14 protein-coding genes are annotated in these 21,874 nt (G+C 40.5%); 10 read left to right on the forward strand and 4 right to left on the reverse strand.

Annotated features, from left to right (window positions below; genetic code table 11):
• Positions 1 to 51: 51 nt before the first annotated feature.
• Together IPM47_01170 and atpG are read left to right on the forward strand one after the other, a co-directional pair.
• Positions 52 to 1,635 (forward strand): F0F1 ATP synthase subunit alpha, encoded by a 1,584-nt coding sequence (locus IPM47_01170; GenBank protein ID QQS29592.1) that lies wholly within the window; start codon positions 52 to 54, stop codon positions 1,633 to 1,635.
• Positions 1,636 to 1,714: 79 nt separating this feature from the next.
• On the forward strand, positions 1,715 to 2,623 hold the full coding sequence (atpG, locus tag IPM47_01175; GenBank protein ID QQS29593.1) for an ATP synthase F1 subunit gamma: 909 nt from the start codon (positions 1,715 to 1,717) through the stop codon (positions 2,621 to 2,623).
• A 246-nt stretch (positions 2,624 to 2,869) separates the two neighbouring features.
• On the opposite strand, the gene IPM47_01180 is transcribed toward atpG, so the two are convergent.
• Positions 2,870 to 4,747: a putative DNA binding domain-containing protein gene (locus tag IPM47_01180; GenBank protein ID QQS29594.1), complete on the reverse strand. Its 1,878-nt coding sequence runs from the start codon at positions 4,745 to 4,747 to the stop codon at positions 2,870 to 2,872.
• Between the two features lie 364 nt (positions 4,748 to 5,111).
• On the opposite strand from IPM47_01180, the gene IPM47_01185 reads away from it, so the two are divergent.
• Both IPM47_01185 and IPM47_01190 read left to right on the forward strand, forming a co-directional pair.
• On the forward strand, positions 5,112 to 7,049 hold the full coding sequence (locus IPM47_01185) for an oligopeptide transporter, OPT family (GenBank protein QQS29595.1): 1,938 nt from the start codon (positions 5,112 to 5,114) through the stop codon (positions 7,047 to 7,049).
• Between the two features lie 60 nt (positions 7,050 to 7,109).
• Positions 7,110 to 8,387, forward strand: coding sequence for a dicarboxylate/amino acid:cation symporter (locus tag IPM47_01190; protein QQS29596.1), 1,278 nt, complete (start codon positions 7,110 to 7,112; stop codon positions 8,385 to 8,387).
• Between the two features lie 43 nt (positions 8,388 to 8,430).
• Here IPM47_01190 and IPM47_01195 read toward each other — a convergent pair whose 3' ends face one another.
• Both IPM47_01195 and IPM47_01200 read right to left on the reverse strand, forming a co-directional pair.
• Positions 8,431 to 9,486: a hypothetical protein gene (locus IPM47_01195; GenBank protein QQS29597.1), complete on the reverse strand. Its 1,056-nt coding sequence runs from the start codon at positions 9,484 to 9,486 to the stop codon at positions 8,431 to 8,433.
• A 510-nt stretch (positions 9,487 to 9,996) separates the two neighbouring features.
• On the reverse strand, positions 9,997 to 10,806 hold the full coding sequence (locus tag IPM47_01200) for an SDR family oxidoreductase (GenBank protein QQS29598.1): 810 nt from the start codon (positions 10,804 to 10,806) through the stop codon (positions 9,997 to 9,999).
• 316 nt (positions 10,807 to 11,122) lie between these two features.
• Here IPM47_01200 and IPM47_01205 point away from each other — a divergent pair, with 316 nt between their 5' ends.
• The 3 genes from IPM47_01205 to IPM47_01215 all read left to right on the forward strand — a co-directional run bounded on the left by IPM47_01205 (position 11,123) and on the right by IPM47_01215 (position 14,779).
• Positions 11,123 to 12,790 carry a sodium:solute symporter gene (locus tag IPM47_01205; protein ID QQS29599.1) on the forward strand — a complete coding sequence of 556 codons (1,668 nt, stop codon included), beginning with the start codon at positions 11,123 to 11,125 and terminating at the stop codon, positions 12,788 to 12,790.
• Between the two features lie 883 nt (positions 12,791 to 13,673).
• Complete coding sequence (locus IPM47_01210; protein ID QQS29600.1) at positions 13,674 to 14,345, forward strand: PorT family protein; 672 nt, start codon at positions 13,674 to 13,676, stop codon at positions 14,343 to 14,345.
• Between the two features lie 47 nt (positions 14,346 to 14,392).
• The gene (locus IPM47_01215; GenBank protein ID QQS29601.1) at positions 14,393 to 14,779 is read left to right on the forward strand and encodes a hypothetical protein; all 387 of its coding nucleotides are present in this window, start codon (positions 14,393 to 14,395) and stop codon (positions 14,777 to 14,779) included.
• A gap of 111 nt (positions 14,780 to 14,890) precedes the next feature.
• On the opposite strand, the gene rfbA is transcribed toward IPM47_01215, so the two are convergent.
• Complete coding sequence (gene rfbA, locus IPM47_01220; protein ID QQS29602.1) at positions 14,891 to 15,751, reverse strand: glucose-1-phosphate thymidylyltransferase RfbA; 861 nt, start codon at positions 15,749 to 15,751, stop codon at positions 14,891 to 14,893.
• A 326-nt stretch (positions 15,752 to 16,077) separates the two neighbouring features.
• Here rfbA and IPM47_01225 point away from each other — a divergent pair, with 326 nt between their 5' ends.
• The 3 genes from IPM47_01225 to IPM47_01235 all read left to right on the forward strand — a co-directional run bounded on the left by IPM47_01225 (position 16,078) and on the right by IPM47_01235 (position 21,829).
• Positions 16,078 to 17,178 (forward strand): hypothetical protein, encoded by a 1,101-nt coding sequence (locus tag IPM47_01225; protein ID QQS29603.1) that lies wholly within the window; start codon positions 16,078 to 16,080, stop codon positions 17,176 to 17,178.
• Between the two features lie 204 nt (positions 17,179 to 17,382).
• Complete coding sequence (locus tag IPM47_01230; protein ID QQS29604.1) at positions 17,383 to 20,784, forward strand: methylmalonyl-CoA mutase family protein; 3,402 nt, start codon at positions 17,383 to 17,385, stop codon at positions 20,782 to 20,784.
• Positions 20,785 to 20,944: 160 nt separating this feature from the next.
• On the forward strand, positions 20,945 to 21,829 hold the full coding sequence (locus IPM47_01235; GenBank protein ID QQS29605.1) for a universal stress protein: 885 nt from the start codon (positions 20,945 to 20,947) through the stop codon (positions 21,827 to 21,829).
• Positions 21,830 to 21,874: the final 45 nt, after the last annotated feature.

The following is a 21,874-nucleotide window of genomic DNA, read 5'->3' on the forward strand; positions in this document are numbered from 1 at the left end:
CTTCATAATCAGTCATTGAATAAATTCTAACTATATACATACAGTAAAACTATGGTAGAAGTAAGACCGGAAGAAATATCTGCGATATTAAGGCAGCAACTCTCTAACTTCAAGTCGGAAACCGACCTCGAAGAAATTGGAACCGTATTGCAAATCGGCGATGGAATTGCCCGTATATACGGACTGACCAAAGTAAGAGCCGGAGAGTTGATAGAATTTGAAAACGGAGTGAAAGCCGTTGTGCTTAACTTAGAAGAAGATAATGTAGGAGCCGTGTTAATGGGGCAGTCCGGAAAAATCAAAGAAGGCGACACCGTTCGCCGTACCGGGTTAATCGCTTCAATTAATGTGGGCGAAGGAATGGTTGGCCGCGTGGTAAATCCTTTGGGAGAGCCGATAGACGGGAAAGGCCCCATCACCGGAGAAAGATTCGAAATGCCCCTTGAGCGTAAAGCTCCTGGCGTTATTTTCCGCCAACCGGTAAACGAGCCCCTTCAAACAGGTATCAAGGCGATTGACTCGATGATTCCCATTGGACGCGGACAGCGCGAGTTGATCATCGGCGACCGTCAAACCGGAAAAACAGCCATTGCCATTGACACCATCATCAATCAAAAAGAATTTTTCGAACGCGGTGAAACCGTTTACTGTATCTATGTGGCCATCGGTCAGAAAGCATCCACCGTTGCCAATATAGCCCGTACCCTCGAAGAAAACGGAGCTATGGATTATACGGTCATTGTCAATGCTTCGGCTTCCGACCCCGCCCCCTTGCAGTTTTACGCACCGTTTGCCGGTTGTGCCATCGGTGAGTTTTTCCGCGACACCGGCCGTCCGGCACTGATTATCTATGATGACCTTTCCAAACAAGCCGTAGCCTACCGCGAGGTGTCTTTGTTGTTGCGCCGTCCTCCCGGACGCGAAGCCTATCCGGGCGATGTTTTTTACCTGCACTCCCGTTTGCTGGAGCGCGCCGCCAAAATCATCAACAACGACGGCATTGCAGCAAGTATGAACGACCTTCCCGATACCATCAAACATTTGGTCAAAGGGGGCGGCTCTCTGACGGCATTGCCTATTATCGAAACCCAGGCCGGAGACGTATCTGCTTATATTCCGACTAACGTAATTTCAATCACAGACGGTCAAATATTCCTCGACCTCGGATTGTTTAACTCCGGTGTAAGACCCGCCATTGACGTAGGGATTTCTGTTTCCCGCGTAGGTGGAAACGCACAGATTAAACCCATGAAATCGGTAGCAGGAACCCTGAAACTCGATTTGGCGCAATACCGCGAGTTAGAAGCATTTTCAAAGTTTGGTTCTGACCTCGATGCCGCCACCAAAGCTGTGTTGGACAAAGGTGCCCGCAACGTGGAAGTATTGAAACAAAACCAATATACGCCTTACTCGGTAGAAAAACAAGTGGCCATTATCTATATCGGTACCAAAAACCTGCTCCGCAATGTGCCGGTCAATAAGGTAAAAGAGTTTGAAATGACTTTCCTTGCCAGTTTGGAAAAACGGTTCCCCGATGTGTTGGCAAAACTTCGCGAAAAGAAAGGCAGCATCAACGACGACATGGATAAAACCCTGACAACGTTAGCCAATGAAATTTCGAGCCAGTATAACTAATCATTTAACAGGCAGCGCTTCTTAAAATACAGAAGTGCTGCCTCTTTATATACTATCTGTTAAACCCAGTTTTTAAAATATGCCCGGTCAGTTAAAAGAAGTACGGATTAGAATACAAGCGGTCAAATCAACGCAGCAAATTACCAAAGCCATGAAATTAGTGGCTGCTTCCAAATTGCGCAAAGCACAGGACCGCATCATAAAAATGCGCCCTTATGCCAACAAATTGTACAGCATTTTGGGCAATATAGCTTCCGGCGGTTTGGGTGATGTGGATATGGGCTATACCAAAGAACGCCCTGTCGAAAAGGTACTCATTGTTTTGCTGACTTCCGACCGTGGCCTTTGCGGCGGTTTTAACGCCAATGTTTCCAAACTTGTAAAAGGGCTGATTCAAAATAAATATGCCACCCAGCGGGCAAACGGAAATGTAACCATTCTGAACATCGGAAAAAAGGGATATGAAGCCCTGAAAAAGGAAAAAAATGTATCGTTTAATACCGATTACGTCAGCCTGTTTGCCGATCTCACCTTTGAGGATGTTGCCAAAGCTGCAGAAAGGGTAATGAGTGATTTTGAAAATCAAAACTTTGACGTGGTGGAAGTGGTTTACAACCAGTTCAAAAATCAGATTACACAACTCCCCACTGTCGAACAGTTTTTACCCATTCAAAAATTGCAGCAGGATGCTCCGGCAGGCACTAAAAAAGCCGGTGAAAACATGGTGAATGACTTCATCTATCAACCAAGTCAAAAAGAAATCATCGAAGAGTTAGTGCCAAAAATCCTGAAAACACAATTTTACCGTTACCTGTTGGACAGCAACGCCAGCGAACACGGTGCAAGGATGACCTCTATGGACAAAGCCACCGACAATGCGGAAGAACTGCTAAAAACACTTGGCATACAATACAACCGCGCCCGTCAGGCAGCAATCACCACCGAACTTACAGAAATTGTGGGTGGAGTTGCCGCTTTGCAAGGGTAATATTCCCAAACAGCTATTCCATTACAACCAACAATGAAGCCCTGCACCATGCGGGGCTTTTTTAGTTTCACAATCGGTAGAATGATTAGATATTCAGACCTATGCAAGTCGCCAATTGCAGAATACTCAATATACTTTTCGTCAAATCGTTTTAAAATTCTAAACCTCCTTACCTCAAAGTTTACAATGCCAGGAAGTTGGTGTTGTCTTCTCAAAGAAATTCTTGATTGTACTCAAATTGAAGTTTCATTGCATTTCGTCAAACAAAGAAGGAGGTCTTACAAATTCAGGATTAATTTCATAATTTGGTTTGCCCTCTTGTTTTCTTCTTATAAACCCATTCTGCTCTAACTTATTTATTATACTGCGAACTTTTCTCTTGAAATTGCCTAAAGCTTGAATATCAATGTTAATAGAAGAATGTTTTTGAAAATATAAATAATTGCTGATTAAGTTAGCACTTATTTCTGAATAAGTTCCGAATTCATTGTGCAGGTAAATTGCTTCTAATACTCGTTGAGTGTCTTGATTTATATCTTCAAAAGCTCCACCATAAAGTTTTCTCATTTCAATACTGAAATCAGTTCTAAGTAAAACAGGGTCAATCTGAAAAACCTTTATTTCTAAAGTGCTTTGTGGAAGTTCTTTAAGCAGTTTCCATTTTGTCAAATCTACAATAACTTCAAAATGGTTATTATCGGGTGTTAGATTTACTGTAAATCTTTCTTGTTCGTTCATCAATTCCGATTTTCTGAAATATGCCAACACCGTTTCCTGTTCCTTTGAAAGTTTTGAACCGCCTGTTTTTGACATGATGTATTTGTTGAAACTTTTCAGCCAGGTAACCGAATTTTCATCCAATACCATTCCTTTAGGAATGTAAAGACCAATTTCATTCTCATTATATAATCTATAATAAGGCACATCAATAGAATTACTTAAAGCATAATTTGTAAGTGTAGCCATCCCAATTCCTCTGCCTTCATAGCGGTTATATGCTTTTAAAATATCTGCCAGATTTGCATTTTGCCGTTTTGGGAATGGAATTATTCTTCTTAACTTAATTGGAGATTCGGCATATAATAACTGCTCTTGTCTGAATTTGCCCGGATTGCGAATTTCTATAAATTCATTATTGCGAATCCTAAGAATCGAAAACCTATCTGATTTGTAATCTCTATGAGCTAATGCGTTGTTTATAGTCTCACGAACAACATCCTCAGGATATTCATAAATCGTTGTGCCCCCAAGGTGAGTACTGATACCGGTTCCGATTTTACTGAAAGTAAAATTCCATCCGCTTTCCATCAATGGAATTATATTATCTTTATAAATCTTTTTATCATCGGCTAAGGACGTTTTTGTTTCAAAATAAGAATCCAACTCACACTTACCCCCTATATGATCAAAGATATGTTTGCCACAAACCAACATTCCCAACAAAGTTGGACTACCATTACGAATAAATTTTTTTCTGTTCAGAAAAGGTAATGCCGATTGCAAATCTGCTTTATATGCTTCCACCTTTATTACGCTGTTCAAACGAATGATATAGTCGTTCAATTTGTCAATGTCAAAATCTTCCAAAGTTGTATTAGGTACATACTGTAATTCAGTGGCATCTTTAATTTCTTCTTTGAGTTCTTTTTGCTTTTGAATCTTTTCTTTTGGAATAAGATGGTCGCCGGTTGCCTGCCTTTCATAAGCTTCGCCTTTATACAAAACATACTTTAACTCATCGGGCAGCTTTTCTGTAAACACTATACAAATTTGTCCTGTATAAAAAGGAATAATTTCAATTAAATCAGGTCTAATAAATTCATTAAGGTCAATACTTCTGTTTTCATCATCAGTAAATAGTGTTGGTAATAATTTAATCTTAGGTTCATTATTCGGATTGTAACCGGTGAATTTGAACCGCTTCTGTTTCTGGTCCTCCTTGATTCCAATTACAGAAATTCCACCTTTACTATTCAGGAATGCACAAATTGATTTATGAAGCTCTGTCCAGTTGTCGCTCGTTGACAAATCTTTAAACTCAATTTTATCTGTCTCCACCGGGGAATATGTCCCTTTTTTTATATGCTCTTCTACTTGCAGCAATATTTTATCTAATTCTCTCATTGTACAAATGCTTATTTAAAGATTTGCTGAATTCACAGATTAATTTGATAATACCGGCCTTTTAAAGATTTGGTATTCAGCCAATATTGATTCGTAGCCAAACTTACAAAATGGTAGCCTTTAAATGTAACCCAAAACACAATTCCACACAATATTACAAATTACATTTTATCTTTCAAAATTTTAAAAACTGTACCCCATCCATTTGAAAATTTTGCTTAACAGCAAAAAGACAGCACTCCTTCAATTTGCGCTTTAGCCTCGTTTTTTATTCAATTTTGGCCTTGTTGTAACCGAACTTGGTGCATTTGTCTTACTTTAGCAACGCAAAGAAAAAATTCAACAAATATCAAGCAATGCGTTTATGTCCAACTCCAACCAACCTTATGTATTGCCCCATGTTCAGTTGCCGGAAATTACCATAAAGAGCATCATCTTAGGAGTGCTTTTGTCGGCAATTTTGGCGGGGGCAAATGCTTATTTGGGATTGTTTGCCGGTATGACCGTGTCCGCTTCTATTCCTGCTTCGGTTATTTCAATGGCCATCCTTCGCATGTTCCGGCGCAGCAATATTCTGGAAAACAACGGAGTGCAGACAGCCGCCTCAGCAGGAGAATCGCTGGCAGCCGGAGTGATTTTCACTTTTCCCGCATTGGTGCTGATGCAATATTGGACAGCGTTTAATTATTGGGAAACCACACTGATTTCGCTTTGTGGAGGATTGCTGGGTGTCTTGTTTACAATCCCATTGCGCAGGGCACTTATTGTAGAGAAAAAATTACTGTTTCCGGAGGGTGTAGCGACTGCCGAAGTATTGAAAACAGGGGATACCGGAGGGAAATCGGTAAAATATCTGTTGGTCGGCAGTATTGCCGGAGCGGCAGTCAAATTTGCTGAAGCCGGTTTTAAACTTTGGGAAGGGGTATTTGAAAAAGGGACTTTGCTTCAGGAAAAGGCCTTTCTATACTTTGGAATAAACCTTTCACCGGCTTTGGTAGCCGTTGGATATATCATTCGCTTGCGGATCGCTGTTTTGGTATTTATGGGCGGTGTCATCAGTTGGTGGATAGCTATTCCTGCTTATATAGCGGTGAATGGCGCACCTGCAGATGCTGATGCTGTAACTTTAGGTGGACAAATCTGGAACGCCAATATCCGCTATTTGGGAGCAGGTGCAATGTTGATAGGAGGGCTTTGGGCTCTGGTGAGCATCAGAACTGCACTGATGTCGGCACTGACACATGGTCTTGCTGCTTTCAGAAAAAATGCCGGAATACAGAAAGCAGAGTTGCGCACAGACCGTGACCTTCCGATGTCGCTCCTACTTACCATGATGGGCTTTCTGATTATTGCCATATTCTTTATATATCATCGTGAAATAGCGGTGTTACCTGTTTCCCTTTTTATGGCAGTCGTTATGGTTGTGGCAGGTTTTCTGTTTTCGGCCGTTGCAGGCTATATGGCCGGTTTGGTCGGAAGCTCCAACAACCCAATTTCCGGTGTAACGATTGCAACTTTACTGGTAGCTTCCTTGTTGCTGCTCGCACTAATGGGAACAGGATCTGCAAAAGGTCCTGCTGCTGCAATATTGATTGGTGCCGTTGTTTGCTGTGCGGCGGCAATTGCCGGTGACAATATGCAAGACCTCAAGGCTGGTTATATTTTGGGCGCAACACCAAAAAAACAACAAACTATGCAAATCATTGGGGTAACCGCCGGAGCATTGGTGTTAGCACCTGTGCTTACTTTACTCAATACAGCCTATGGTTTTGGCCCCAAAACGGCAGAAAATCCCGATGCACTTGCCGCACCACAAGCAACGCTGATGCAAAGTGTAACCCAAGGTGTTTTTGGTGGGAACCTGCCCTGGCTAATGATTGGGTTAGGGGTTCTGATGGGTGCCATTGTCATAGTTGCCGATTTATATCAGGAAAAAAGAGGGTCTTCATTCCGGTTGCCGGTATTGGCAGTTGCTGTAGGAGCATACTTGCCCTTTGAGTTAGACAGTGCCATCATGTTAGGCGGGCTGATTTCCTGGTTTGCATCGCGTCAATTGTCAACCCGTAACGGCAAAAATTCGGGAGAGGGATCCCAATCGGGTTTGCTTTTTGCTTCCGGGCTAATTACCGGCGAAGCCTTGATAGGCATCGCTTTGGCTGTTCCGGTTGCCATCAGTGGCTCTACCAATGTTTTAGCCTTGTTGCAGGAACCTTTAAGCAGTTGGATAGGTGCATTGGCTTTGGCAGCCGTTTGTGCCGGACTATACCTTAGCGCCTCCAAATCGTCAGAAACCCCAAAATGACCTGTATTGCCGATTAATTTTTTTGGCTTTTTAGCATTCACTTTAATATATCTGTTGGTTATGAAAAAAATCCCGTTGCATCTGCAGATTCTGATATTCATGGTATTTGGAATTGTGTTTGGTATCATAGGAGCTTATGCCGGCTTTAAACCTTTTATCGTTGATTGGGTAAAACCCTTTGGTACTATTTTTATCAACGCTCTGAAACTCATTGCCATACCCCTGGTCATTGCATCCCTGATAAAAGGAGTATCCGATTTAAAGGACATCAGTAGTTTGTCTAAAATGGGATTTCGTACTATTGGAATTTTTCTGATTACCACCGTTGTTGCTATAACGCTTGGTTTAATATTAGTCAATGTCATACGTCCGGGCAATTTAATCAGCGAAACCACCCGGCAGGAATTAGTTACTGCATACAGCTCACAGGCTTCGGGAAAGATAGAGTTGGCAGAAAAGCAAAAATCAGCCGGACCATTAGAGCCATTAGTAAGTTTGGTTTCTGATAATTTTTTCAAATCGGCAACTGATAACAGCAACATGTTGCAAGTCATTGTTTTTGCCTTGTTTTTCGGCATTGCCTTAGTGATGATACCCAAAGAAAAAGCGCAACCGGTCAAAAACTTCTTTGACGGGTTTAACGAAGTTATTCTCAAAATGGTAGATATTATTATGTTGACTGCTCCAATAGGTGTTTTTGCGTTGTTGGCGGCATTAGTCGCAGAATCCCCCAGCATTGATTTGTTTAAAGCATTAATAGGTTATGCCGTTTGTGTGTTGCTGGGGATTGGCATTTTGCTGTTCTTGTTTTATCCGTTTATGGTCAGAACGTTTGCGGGCATTGGGTTGCGTCAGTTTTGGTCTGCCTTGGGTCCTACACAATTAGTAGCATTTTCAACCAGTTCGAGTGCTGCCACGCTGCCGGTAAACTTAGAACGAACGGTAACCAAGCTTGGAGTTGATGATGAAGTAGCCAGTTTTGTGTTGCCGGTTGGAGCCACTGTAAACATGGACGGCACAAGTCTGTATCAGGCGATAGCAGCAGTGTTCATCGCTCAGGCTTTCGGTATGGAATTATCTCTTTCTGCTCAATTGGGGATTATTCTGACAGCCTTACTCGCTTCCATTGGCTCAGCTCCGGTTCCGGGCGCAGGAATGGTCATGTTGGTCATTGTATTGGCACAGGCAGGAATACCGGAAGCGGGATTGGCTTTAATTTTGGCAATTGACCGCCCTTTGGATATGTGCAGAACAGTTGCCAATGTAACCAGCGATTCGACAGTTTCGGCTATTGTTGCCCGCTCGCTTGGTAAAATTAATCCCCCCATTCCCGATTAATCGGTTCTAAATTTAACGGACAAATTAATTTCCGGTTGCAGCCCTATTTTCTCAACAATAAATAAACAGGAAGATGGTCGCTGTAACCGCCGTAATATTTATTGCCCCCATAAGTTTTGTTGGGCACTTTATCGCCTTTGTCGGTAGTATATAACATCCAGTCCCGTTTATAAATATGTACATCTTTGCTGTCCAGATACACCCCCCCTGATGATTTCAACAGCTCACCGGACACAATAAACTGATCGAGCATGTTCCAATCCCCCCGATGATTGTAACTGCCTTCACCTGACTGTTGTTTTGAATACATCATATTATACAACGATTCATTATTGATGGGGTCTTTAGAATTGTGAGGCATTGCCCTAACCCCATTTCTGATACTGTTGTTATCGGGTTCGTCGTTAAAATCACCCATAATAATCACCTTCGCTTTTGGGTCGGCAGAATAAACCCCATCTAATTTTTTTCGCAACACAGCAGCAGCAGCCATGCGTTTCGGTTCACTTTTTTCCTCCCCATCCCGCCGCGAAGGCCAGTGATTGACAAACAAATGTAATGGTTCACCCCGAAAGTTACCTTGCACATAGAGAATATCTCGTGTTGGAGTTTCCGGTTCAAAATCGAAGCTGACCCGCAGGGGTTCAGAGAATGTGGGTGTAAACGCTTTTTTGTTGTAAATCAAAGCAACATCAATACCACGGGCATCGGGTGAATCATATTGAACAATGTCGTGTGTTTTGCCTGCATTAGCATGAGCTATCAGATCTTGCAATACTCGTTTGTTTTCAATTTCACACAACCCAATCAGGTCAGGAAGCCCTCCCCTGCCGATACTGTCCAACACCTGCGTCAAGCGGCCGAGTTTTTGCTCATACCTTTGTAATGTCCATCCGGCTGCACTGTTGGGTAAAAAGCCGCTATCATCCGTTATAGGGTCATCTTCCGTATCAAACAGGTTTTCAACATTGTAAAAAGCGACGATGCCTGTTATTTTCCCTGCTTCTCGCTTACTTTGGTCTAACGTCAACTGTTTGGCTTCCTGACAGTTTTGGAACATCAGGCTCAGGAAAAAGATAAGCAGAATAAATTTGTTCATATAGCTTGAATTTCGAAGCGGTTAACATAGTAATACCTGTAAAGGTACTTCACAAAGGTAATTCGCAACTCTAAATAAATACGTATCGTCATTTATAACTCCTCAAACAGGTAAATGGTATGTCTAACTATCCTGTAACATTCTTTGCAAACCCAATAATCCTGTTTTAGTAAACCAACATGCAGATTACTCGAAAATTTTTAATGACAGGGATACTTTGTTGCCACTTATTTGTACCTTGCACAAAATCTTGCACACTTACCTGTCTGCTTTGCCAATTGGAGATTTAATATCAAAATATGATTCCGTTTATAGAGCAGGCAGTATAAATGAAAAATATTTCACTGGAAAATATGTTTTCGTTTGTGCAACATTTGACCGCATTTTGCGTATTACTATGTAATTCTAACAACTGTAGAATTAGTTGTTTGGGTTTAATAAGGGTTTAGCCTTCTTGCCGCAAAGCAAGAAGGTTTTTTTATTTATCGCCATTCTGCTTTAGAAATGGGTTTAATTCTTTATTTTCATAATCAGTTTAAAATAGGCCAACTGCATCACAAGCCATTGGGGCAAAAGTATATTGACCAATCTGTACAAAACGCCTATATAACCTCCCGGAATGATCGTTTCTGTTTTATTGAATAGGGCTTTGTATCCATATCGGGCAACAGTGGCGGCATCTAAAGAATCTATATGCCTGAACATAGCAGATTTTTGCATACCTGCAGCCGCTATAAATTTAGTCCGGGTAGGCGGCGGACAAAGTGTGGTAACGCTCACTCCCGTTTTTTGCTTTTTCAACTCAAACCGTAGGGCTTTGGACATGGAAAGTACAAATGCTTTGGTTGCACCGTAAACACAAAATAAAGGGTTGGGTTGAAATGCTGCTACTGATGAAACGTTGAGGATAAATCCCCGATTTCGGGCTATCATACCGGGTAAAAATAAACGGGTCATTTTATAAACAGCACCACAATTTAACAGAATGGATTGATATTCAGTATTCATATCGTTTTCTGAAAAATATCCATAAGTGCCAAAACCCGCATTATTCACCAAAACAGTGATGGCAAGTCCCGTGTCTTCTACCTGCTGAAATACTTCCTCTGCAGCCTTGGCATTGGTAAGGTCTTTTTGGATGGTTATTATTTTGACTTCAGGAAAACTTTGCTCCAAAAGTGTTTGGGCTTCCTTTAACTCATCTTCCGGTTTTGACACCAAAATCAAATTAAAACCGTCAGCGGCAAATAATTTTGACAACTCAAGCCCTATTCCCGATGAGCCTCCGGAAATAAGTACCGTTTCATTTTTTACATTCATATTGCTGATTTACCTGAAAACACAAAAAGTACAAAGGTAATTATTAAGTCTATCGTTGCCAAGACGTTTTCGGGGTCTTTAAGACACTCATATTATACGTATCGAATTTGTAGCAGAAACAAAATTTGTGCGCAACACTTAAAACACCAAAGTTTTCCAACCTATGTTTTGAAATATCTTATGTTTTTCTAAAAAAAAATTCATTCTCCATTTTTTTTAGAAATAAATGGTAATTTGACCCGATTTATCCGGGATACTCCAAAATTTGTCAGACTTCAGGCTACATTTATTTACCCATTCAAATCAGGGGAACTTTATGACCATAGAATTACATATTTTAGACCTCGTTATTATATTTCTGTATTTTTTAGCTGTATTTGGGGTCGCCTATTGGGCTTCTAAAAGTGCAGGAGAAAATTCAGATCAGTTTTTTTTAGCCGGTCGCAATTTGGGATGGTTTGTTATCGGGGCCTCTTTGTTTGCCTCAAACATAGGGTCTGAACATCTGATTGGCCTTGCCGGGAGCGGGTTTTCTGAGGGAGTTCCTGTAGCTCAATACGAAATTTGGGCAGGAGTTATATTGTTGTTGTTAGGTTGGGTTTTTGTGCCTTTTTACCTAAAAAGCGGAGTCGCTACTATGCCTCAGTTTTTAGAATTGCGCTATTCTAACAGCGCCCGAACTTATCTGGCAGTAGTGTCGGTCATCGCTTATGTACTGACCAAAATTTCGGTAACCATTTTTGCGGGCGGTGTGGTGTTGGAAGCTATAGGTATGGATTTTTGGGTGGGTGCTATCTTATTGGTACTGGCAACCGGAATTTATACCATTTTTGGCGGGCTAAGAGCGGTTGCCTATACAGATGCCATGCAGATGTTTGTCATGATTGGCGGAGCAATAGCCGTTACCTATTTCGGGATCACTGCTTTAGGAGGCTGGGATGAACTTTGGAATATTACCCTGCAGGCCTCGTCTGAATCCGGCAATACTAACGGCAGCAACAGTTTTTTTGAAATATGGAAGCCTAAGGATCATCCAAACTATCCGTGGACGGGTATTTTGTTTGGAGCTCCTATTTTGGGCATCTGGTACTGGTGTACTGACCAGTTTATTGTACAACGGGTGCTTTCGGCAAAAAACGTTCAAAATGCCCGCGAAGGTGCTATTTTTGCCGGCTTCCTGAAAATGTTGCCTTTGTTTTTGTTTGTAATTCCGGGCATCATTGCGTTTGCCTTATACCAGAAAGGGCTATTGCCAAGTATGCCTGTGGTCAACGGTGAAGCAGAGTCAAATAAAGCTTTGCCGGCATTGGTCAAAGACGTATTGCCTATTGGTCTTAGGGGGTTGGTGGTAGCCGGTCTGTTCGCCGCTCTAATGAGTTCGTTGTCCTCCATGTTCAATTCAAGCTCAACGCTGATTACACTTGATTTTTACCAAAAATTCCGTCCCAATGCCGGACAAAAAGAGTTGGTCAATGCCGGACGGATTTCAACGATGCTTTTAGTATTGTTTAGCCTTCTTTGGATTCCCGTTATTCAAAGCGGAGCGTTGTCCAATCAGTTATTCTTGTATCTTCAAAGCATTCAGGCATATATTTCCCCACCAATTGCAGCGGTGTTCTTATTGGGTATCTTTATCAAACGTCTGAATGGCAGAGGGGCAATGGCAGCTTTGATTACCGGGTTTGTCCTCGGGTTACTGCGTTTTCTGTTAGAAATTATTAAAAAAACATCCTTAGAGTCAGGTTCACCGTTTTACCTTTTTGCAGATATCAATTTCCTGCATTTTGCCATTCTACTATTTGTGATATGTTCGGCTGTTTTAATAGTAGTGAGTTTGCTTACATCACCTCCTTCTCCCGAACAGGTTGAACATGTTACCTATGGCGACAAATTTGACAGGGAAAACATCTCTAAGAAAGACATTATTTTATCAATACTTTTACTAGCTTTCATCTTTATACTTTGGGCGATTTTGAAAGGATAGTATTATAATAATGTGATGCTCTATAAGTTTAGGTAGTAAGCATTTTTATAACTTTTTACTATTTTTTTACATTGTAGTCAAAACTTCTTGTCGCTTTGCTCTTAAAAGAATTTTCGTGTGATTTGGCAATGTTTTCCATAAATATTTGTTAACTGATCTATAAAAGCCACAAATACAAATATTTAAAAACATTAGAAAGCAGGATTCAGGTTATAAATGTAACTTTGTGTTTAATAAATTGTCTGGAGATAATTTTTCCTATAATATCATTTTTCAAAAAAAGTTCTATAACAACTTTAATATGGATTATATGAATGTACTAAAGTTTATTAAGCAACAGTGGCAAGGTATTCTATAGGCAAAGCATACGTTTTTAGAATGAAACTTTAACGCTTTTAAGAAAACTTCTTTAAAAAAATTGACCAAGTATTAAATAAAAAATGGCAAAAAGACAGATGCCGAATTTAAGCCAAAGAAAATATTTAGACCAACGGAATAACTTCAAACATTTCTAATTTTTTCGAATATAATTTTCCCTCACAGCCTTAGTATTGAGGTTGGGGAAATATGTTGATTGTATAATGCTTATATAAACTTGTTTATATTGGAAAATAGAAAAAAAAATATTGCTTAATAATTGTTTTCATTTAACTTTGTAGCTTCTAAAAAATTACAATTTTACAGGATTTCAATTACTTTAGTAAAATATAAATGAGTTCCTCTATTCAAATTTTAAGTATTCTATAATATTTTTGGGGGTTAATGCAAGATTGTATTTCGCAAATAATTGGCGTATAAAAAAATAACATGAATAAAGTGGCAATAATTTTCAGATATAATTATAAATGTTCAAAATAATTTGTGTCATCAATTTAATTAGCTTATGAGTATTGTATTTAAAAAATTTATTATTTTTATTGTTTTTTTCTTAAGTTTCATTCAATTACCCTTTGCTCAAAACATAATTGTAACCACTGGGTTAAACCTATCAAATATGCTTGCCAATTATGATGATTTAACTCTTGGAGAAAACCTTTCTATGAAGCCAGGTTTTCATGTGGGAACAACTTTCAGTTTTCCTATTTCAGATATAATATCATTTGAACCTTGTATATTGTTTGAAACTAAAGGATTTAAGTTTAAAGAAAATGTTTTGGGTATTAAAACAGTTTTAACAACTAACCTATATTATGTTGACATTCCTATGTCTGCTAAGGTAAATTACAGTATAAATGATGATATATCAGTTTTTGGCGGATTTGGACCCTACTTAGGATTAGGGTTGATTGGAAACATAAAAACTAAGTTCAATGTTTGGGGTTACAAAGAAACCGAAAAGGAGAAACTTGATTGGGGAAACAATGAAGAAGAAGATGACCTAAAAAGATTTGATTTTGGGCTAACATTTAGAGCAGGAGCCAATTACAAAATGTTTCAGGCTAGCATTTCTTATGATATTGGTTTAGTAAACATTTCTTCTTATACTGAAGATGAAACTAAAGCAAAAAACAGGGTTTTAAGATTTTCTATAGGTTATTTAATACGAGAAAATTAAGGTTACAATGATTAAAAGCTTAAACAATAAATTTAACAATATTTATCATGAAAAAAATGTTAATGGGTATTTTACTGTTGTCTTTTTTGTTTACCTCAAATGTCGGATGCAAAAAAGAAAAGTCTTTTGAAGAAAAGTATGCTGGAGCTTGGGAGATTACTTTTAGTGGCAGTTTTTCTGGAGAAAAAACAATTATCGTAAAATCAGACGGATCTTTTAATTTTTCGATTGTACTCCAACAAGGTTTATTTGGAAGTGTAACAAATTCATTTACCGGCTTTATTTTGGAATCTGGCGCAGTAGAAGGTGATATTTTTATGAGCGGTAATGACATTGGAGATGTAAGTGGTAATCTTGAGGATAATGGAACTGGAGAAGGTATTTATGTAACTAATGTACCAACTTCCGGAACTTGGGAGGCTGTGAAACTATAAAACAAGGTTAAGTGTAACGTTATTCGGGCTTTACGCATTAACAGTTATCCCAAAACTTAGTTTTGGAGTTAAACAAAAATTTAATATAGTCTGTAACACTACACACTAATTTTACTGCAAAAGTTCCATTAAATACTGACCATAACCACTTTTTAGCAAAGGGAGTGCTAATTGTTGCAGTTGTTCACGATTAATAAATCCTTTTCGGAAAGCGATTTCTTCGATACATCCGATTTTTAATCCTTGCCGCTTTTCGATGACATGTACAAACTGACTTGCTTCCATAAGCGATTCAAAAGTGCCTGTATCTAACCAGGCAGTACCGCGGTCTAATACAGCTACATGTAGTTTGTTCTGCCGCAAATATTCGCGGTTTACATCCGTTATTTCGTATTCTCCTCGTTTGCTGGGCTGAAGGTTTTCAGCAATGCTTACTACTTCGTTGTCGTAAAAATATAGACCGGGTACCGCATAATTAGAAGTAGGATGGAGAGGTTTCTCTTCAATGGAAATAGCCTTGTTGTTTTCATCAAAGGCTACGACTCCATAACGCTCGGGGTCAGAGACATGATAGGCAAAAATGAGACCTCCTTCAATATCTTTACATTCTTCCAACTGACTTTCGAACTTAGTGCCGTAAAATATATTATCGCCAAGCACAAGTGCTGCTTTATCTTTTCCAATAAAATCTTTCCCCAACACAAAAGCTTGTGCCAGCCCGTTGGGTATTCGCTGCTCTACATAAGAAAACGAGCACCCGTAAGCCGAACCGTCTCCTAAGAGTTGTGCAAACATAGGCAGGTGTTGAGGTGTAGAGATGATGAGTATTTCGTTAATACCCGCCATCATCAGAGTTGAAAGCGGGTAATAAATCATGGGTTTATCATAAATAGGCATCAATTGCTTGCTGATGGCATAAGTGATGGGGTGAAGACGGGTTCCCGAACCACCTGCCAGTACTATCCCTTTCATGTTGATAAGTTTTGGGTAAAGATAGAGGTAATTTAATAAAAGGCTAAATCTGATGCTCCATTCTCAATTTAAGTGCCAATAAGTCCCTATACTTATTTTCACCCATCGAAATAACAAAATATTTGCCCAGACAGGCATGATTGTAAAGTTGTTTATTTATGTTTGCACTTAGGGTAATTTTTCAGCGGTTTTTATTGATATGGATTTGTAAGTTTTGATGGGGATTTGCCTTAGACTATAGCACACAGTTTTCTGAGATGTTTCATTTGACCCCGTAATTTAACCGGTTTTAAGTTTTGTTTTTCACCACTTAAAAGGTTTATCGTATGAAATCTGTTTTTTTTGTTGGTGTTATACTTAGTCTGTTTTTGTGGACTGATGAGATTTATGCTCAGGAGGCTGCTTATGACGAATTTGGTCAGGTCATCAAATCTACCGAGTTTTCAATTCCGGTTTCCCCTGCTTTTGTAATGTTGGATGCCACCCCCGAACGCATTATAAAACCCGGTATGCCACGCAATTTTAAAGTTGATTGGTCATTACGGACATATAGTTTTCAACCCAATTTGGCCATAGAAGCGCAACCTTTATGGCATTTATTGTACGACCGTGCTCCTTTGAGCAAGTACCAAAAGGCAAATCCTTTGTTGAAAATGCTTTCCACTTTGAGCGGTTCGGTTGGCATTGTTTCCCGCGATTCACTCAATAATCTGGCGTGGGGGTTTAAAATGAATATTTACCGGAGCCGCGACCCGTTGAGCGACCCTGAATTGGTCGATTCGCTCAATATGTTGGTGGGTGGTGATGAAAGGCAAATGATGTCTGAGTTGAGACAGTTGAGAAAACAGGCTGATAAGCTTAAAGGCAGAAAAGATGCCGCTTCCGAAAGATCGAGAAACACCCTGTTCCAGTCAATCGATTCGCTTCGTGCTGAATTGGTATATTTCCAGGCTATGCGTCGAGAAACTATCAGAGAACTTCAGTCCCGCTATATTAACAGGCATTGGAATACCTCAATGATTGATGTTGCCTTTGCTCGCTCCTATGTGTTTGACCGTGACGTTACTTTAGACAGCCTAAGCCTGTTAAGTGAAGCTACCGGAATGTGGGTAAATGCGTCGGTGGGGTTAGGTAAAAACTGGCTTTTAAGCGGAATGGCACATTATACACTTCGTGAAATCAGTGATTCTTTTTTATGGGGTGCCAATATGCGGTTTGGTAATGGCCGGTATAATTTCTTTACCGAGTTTTTTATGCAAAATTTTACCAGACAAACTGAAAGCAACTCATTTACTATCGCTTATGGTGGGGACTTTAAACTAAGTCGGAGTGTACTGCTCAATTTTTCTTTGCGCAACAGATTTTCCAATAAAATTGTATTAAAAGAAATTCTGCCCATTGCCAATATTATCTGTCTGATGAGGTAAAGCTAATTATTGACTTTACATTTTAGCGCATTGTTGTTTCCCGAACTATACCCAATCATTCAACCTTGCTATAACAAAGGGTAGTCTTTTTGATTTCACGATTTTTGATGTAATTTTATGCCCAATAGACCGGACTTTTTTAACGTGATATAAATAGGTCCGAATACTCTGCTAATAGCGTTTTTTCAACCTAATTAGTTGTATATGACCCCTGCCACACAATACACACCAACCCACAAAATAAGAATTGTTACCGCTGCCAGTTTATTTGACGGACATGATGCTGCCATCAATATTATGCGCCGAATCATGCAGGCATCCGGCGCAGAGGTGATACATCTCGGACACAATCGCTCGGTAGATGAAATTGTAAATTGTGCCATTCAGGAGGATGCACAGGCTATTGCCATCACTTCCTATCAGGGTGGGCATACCGAGTTTTTTAAATACATGCACGACTTACTTAAAGAAAGGGGAGCTCCACATATCAAAATTTTTGGCGGCGGCGGTGGAACCATCCTGCCTACAGAAATTGAAGATCTCCATTTGTATGGTATAACCCGTATTTATTCGCCCGATGATGGCCGATCACTCGGGTTACAGGGTATGATAAACGATTTGCTCCAATTGTCAGATTTTCCTACCGGCAACCACCTGAATGGCGAACTTCAATCATTATCGGTCAACCAGCCTCAATATCTTGCCCGCGCCATTTCTGCTGCCGAAAACTACCCTGATTTTGCACGGGAATTTATGCCTATTGTTCAGTCGCAGATTTCCGCTAAAACTATTCCGGTTCTTGGAATTACCGGAACCGGGGGGTCCGGAAAATCGTCGTTGGTGGATGAATTAGTGCGCCGATTTCTGCTCGACTTTCCCAAAAAACACATTGCCATTGTATCGGTAGATCCTTCTAAGCGTAAATCAGGCGGAGCGCTGTTGGGTGACCGCATCCGAATGAACGCCATCAACCATCCAAATGTTTTTATGCGTTCGGTTGCTACTCGCCAATCAAATCTGGCTTTGTCCCGGCATATTCCCGATGTTATCTTGTTGTTAAAAGCTGCAGGTTTTGACCTGATCCTGCTCGAAACTTCGGGTATTGGTCAATCGGACACCGAAATTATTGACTTTTCCGATTTGTCGCTCTATGTCATGACCCCTGAGTATGGAGCAGCTTCGCAGTTGGAAAAAATAGACATGATTGATTTTGCCGACCTAATCGCCATCAACAAATTTGACAAAAGAGGAGCATTGGACGCACTGCGCGATGTGAAAAAGCAGTTTAAACGCGCCCGCAACCTTTGGGATACTCCGGACGAACAACTACCGGTTTTTGGTACAATCGCCTCACAGTTTAACGACCCGGGTACTAACCGTTTATACAAAACCCTGATTGGCACAATATCCCGTAAAACCGGAACCGATTTTAACACTACATTACAACTTCCAATAGGCGACAGCGAAAAAATATACATAATTCCGCCTGCACGTACCAGATATTTGTCGGAGATTTCAGAAAACAACCGCCGCTATGATAACTGGGTTGACCAGCAGGCATCAGTTGCCCGGCAAATCAGTGCTTTTAAAACAGTGTTGGATATTTATGCCACCACTGAAAAGGGGCAAAGCCGGGAGGCAATAAATAAAGAGCAACTTATCCAAGTCTTGCAGGAACAATTGGCACAAGTTCAAAAACACCTGACCCCTCTTAATTCAGATATACTCGAAAGCTGGGAATCTAAAATAGCAGCATATTCAGCACCAACTTATGTGTATAAAGTTCGAGGAAAAGAAATTAAGGTACAGACCCATACATCTTCCCTAAGTCATAACCAAATACCCAAAATCAGCCTGCCTCGCTACAAAGATTGGGGTGATGTTTTGCGTTGGAACTTACAGGAAAATGTGCCCGGAGAGTTTCCTTATACGGCAGGAGTTTTTCCTTTTAAACGCGAAAACGAAGATCCTACACGGATGTTTGCCGGCGAGGGCAATCCCGAAAGAACCAACAAAAGGTTTCATTATGTGTCATTGGGCATGCCTGCCAAAAGATTGTCAACTGCATTTGACTCAGTTACTTTGTACGGCGAAGATCCCGGCTATCGTCCGGATATTTATGGAAAAATTGGAAACAGCGGGGTGTCTGTTTGTTGTCTCGATGATGCAAAAAAACTATATTCCGGGTTTAATCTCTGCGAACCCAATGTGTCGGTTTCGATGACCATAAACGGGCCTGCTGCTACGGTAACTGCCTTTTTCCTCAACGCCGCAATAGACCAGCAATGTGAGTTGTATATCCATAAAAACGGGTTGGAAAAAGAAGTAAGGGCAAAAATTACACAGATTTTTGCCGAAAAGGGAGCAGTTCCTCCAGTCTATAATGCACAACAACTGCCCGAAGGCAACAACGGGCTTGGGCTGTTGCTACTCGGCATTTCGGGCGACCGAGTTTTACCCCCTGATGTCTATGAGCAGATTAAAACCGATACTTTGCGGCAAGTGCGCGGCACTGTTCAGGCTGATATTTTAAAGGAAGATCAAGCGCAAAACACCTGCATTTTCAGCACCGAATTTTCACTCAGGCTTATGGGCGATATGCAGCAGTATTTTATCCAAAATGACGTTCGCAATTTTTACTCGGTATCCATTTCCGGATACCATATCGCTGAAGCCGGTGCCAATCCCATCAGTCAATTGGCTTTTACCCTTGCCAATGGGTTTACTTATGTCGAATATTACCTGAGCAGGGGCATGAACATTGACGATTTCGCCCCTAACCTATCCTTTTTCTTCAGCAACGGAATAGACCCCGAATATGCCGTAATCGGACGTGTTGCCCGACGAATCTGGGCTAAAGCAATGAAGCTGAAATACGGGGCTGACGAGCGTTCTCAAAAACTAAAATATCATATTCAAACTTCCGGTCGTTCTTTGCACGCTCAGGAAATAAGTTTTAACGATATCCGAACCACCCTGCAGGCACTTTATGCAATCTATGACAACTGTAACTCCCTGCATACCAATGCTTACGACGAGGCAATCACTACCCCTACAGAAGAAAGCGTGCGCCGTGCCATGGCCATTCAGCTCATCATCAACCACGAATTAGGACTTGCTAAAAACCAAAACCCTTTACAAGGCAGTTTTATCATCGAAGAGCTTACCGACCTTGTAGAAGAGGCTGTGTTGTCTGAATTTGATCGAATTACTGAGCGTGGTGGTGTTTTGGGAGCTATGGAAACAATGTATCAACGAGGTAAAATACAGGAAGAAAGTTTGTATTACGAAACCCTGAAACACGATGGTAAACTGCCAATCATCGGAGTTAATACCTTCCTTTCAGCAGACGGGTCGCCTACCATCCTGCCCAAAGAGGTCATCCGTTCAACCGTTGAAGAAAAAGAAGCACAAATCAACACTTTAAAGCAACTTCACGACTTCCACGCCCAAAAATCAGCAGAACATCTCCTTCATTTGCAAAATGTCGCTATTCGAAACGGCAATTTGTTTGAAACCCTCATGGAAGCTGTGAAGTATTGCTCTCTTGGTCAAATCACCAATGCACTTTATCAAGTCGGCGGGCAATACAGGCGAAATATGTAACCCCGTCAAGTCCAATTCCGGGCTGTTTATTCATCATTTTAAAAAGCTACGGATATTCTTTTTTCGATCAAATTTCATTCATACTGAACAGAGTTCAGTTATTACGGTTAATTTGGCATTTTATTTTAAACTTCAGCTATAGTGTGCCAACTCCCGATTTATGTTACAAACATTATTGATTCCAATTGATTTTACCATTCATACGGCTCGGGCACTCAACTACGCCGTTCAGGTCTCTCAACAAAGTAATGCTGTCATTACGGTGCTGTCTTCCATTCATCAACAATCGGAATCGGCCGATGACCTGCTTCATTTGCTAAATGTGGCTGATGAACTTGCTCATCTTCACTTTACCGACATTGTACAAAAAATACATAGTAAAGAAATCCTGTCGGGTATTAAGGCGCAATACCACTATATCCCTAATATGACTTCCGAATCAATTATAGAAGAAGTTAAAAGAAAAGACTTTGGTTTGTTAGTGATGAGCGCTAAAAAAAAGGGATGGTTAAGTGAGTTATCGGCGGGCAATTTTTTTAAAGATACCATCCGGAATTTGTTTTTTGGCAGTACATTAGAAAATTTAATTGCGACTCCCTTGCCCTGTCCCCTGCTCATTGTTCCGGAAACGTGTACCTATAAGGCAATTAAACGGGTAATGTATGCTACAAACCTTTCAGCTAATGAAAGAACACTGCAAAAATTACACGACTTTACAGAGGCAGTTGGAGCATTTACTAACTTTGTACATGTCGTCATTGAAGAAACCCGTTCTCACAATAAAAAGCTGATGGAATTTTACAAGAAAGCAGATACAATATTGGGAAAAGGCCGGTATGATTTGACAGAGATTAACCACAGTAGTGTGGATGAAGCACTTTCTGACTATTTAAAACAACATTCAGAAACCGATTTGGTTGCTATGGTAGAGCGTACCAACAAGGGGAGGTTGGATAAATGGCTGCTAAATAGTGTTACCCGCAGGATGGCTTACAAAGCGCCTGTTCCTTTGCTTTTACTGCACGATACCGAAGATGAACTGTAGTTCGGAACAAGTTAGTTGAACCTATCACAATACGGTTCAGGATTT

The organism is Sphingobacteriales bacterium, assembly GCA_016700115.1.
Classification (GTDB): Bacteria; Bacteroidota; Bacteroidia; order Chitinophagales; family UBA2359; genus UBA2359.

Bases quoted from the DNA above. Each gene is read 5' to 3' on its own strand.
- IPM47_01170 (QQS29592.1), top strand. From the start codon at position 52: ATGGTAGAAGTAAGACCGGAAGAAATATCTGCGATATTAAGGCAGCAA.
- atpG (QQS29593.1), top strand. From the start codon at position 1,715: ATGCCCGGTCAGTTAAAAGAAGTACGGATTAGAATACAAGCGGTCAAA.
- IPM47_01180 (QQS29594.1), bottom strand. From the start codon at position 4,747: ATGAGAGAATTAGATAAAATATTGCTGCAAGTAGAAGAGCATATAAAA.
- IPM47_01185 (QQS29595.1), top strand. From the start codon at position 5,112: ATGTCCAACTCCAACCAACCTTATGTATTGCCCCATGTTCAGTTGCCG.
- IPM47_01190 (QQS29596.1), top strand. From the start codon at position 7,110: ATGAAAAAAATCCCGTTGCATCTGCAGATTCTGATATTCATGGTATTT.
- IPM47_01195 (QQS29597.1), bottom strand. From the start codon at position 9,486: ATGAACAAATTTATTCTGCTTATCTTTTTCCTGAGCCTGATGTTCCAA.
- IPM47_01200 (QQS29598.1), bottom strand. From the start codon at position 10,806: ATGAATGTAAAAAATGAAACGGTACTTATTTCCGGAGGCTCATCGGGA.
- IPM47_01205 (QQS29599.1), top strand. From the start codon at position 11,123: ATGACCATAGAATTACATATTTTAGACCTCGTTATTATATTTCTGTAT.
- IPM47_01210 (QQS29600.1), top strand. From the start codon at position 13,674: ATGAGTATTGTATTTAAAAAATTTATTATTTTTATTGTTTTTTTCTTA.
- IPM47_01215 (QQS29601.1), top strand. From the start codon at position 14,393: ATGAAAAAAATGTTAATGGGTATTTTACTGTTGTCTTTTTTGTTTACC.
- rfbA (QQS29602.1), bottom strand. From the start codon at position 15,751: ATGAAAGGGATAGTACTGGCAGGTGGTTCGGGAACCCGTCTTCACCCC.
- IPM47_01225 (QQS29603.1), top strand. From the start codon at position 16,078: ATGAAATCTGTTTTTTTTGTTGGTGTTATACTTAGTCTGTTTTTGTGG.
- IPM47_01230 (QQS29604.1), top strand. From the start codon at position 17,383: ATGACCCCTGCCACACAATACACACCAACCCACAAAATAAGAATTGTT.
- IPM47_01235 (QQS29605.1), top strand. From the start codon at position 20,945: ATGTTACAAACATTATTGATTCCAATTGATTTTACCATTCATACGGCT.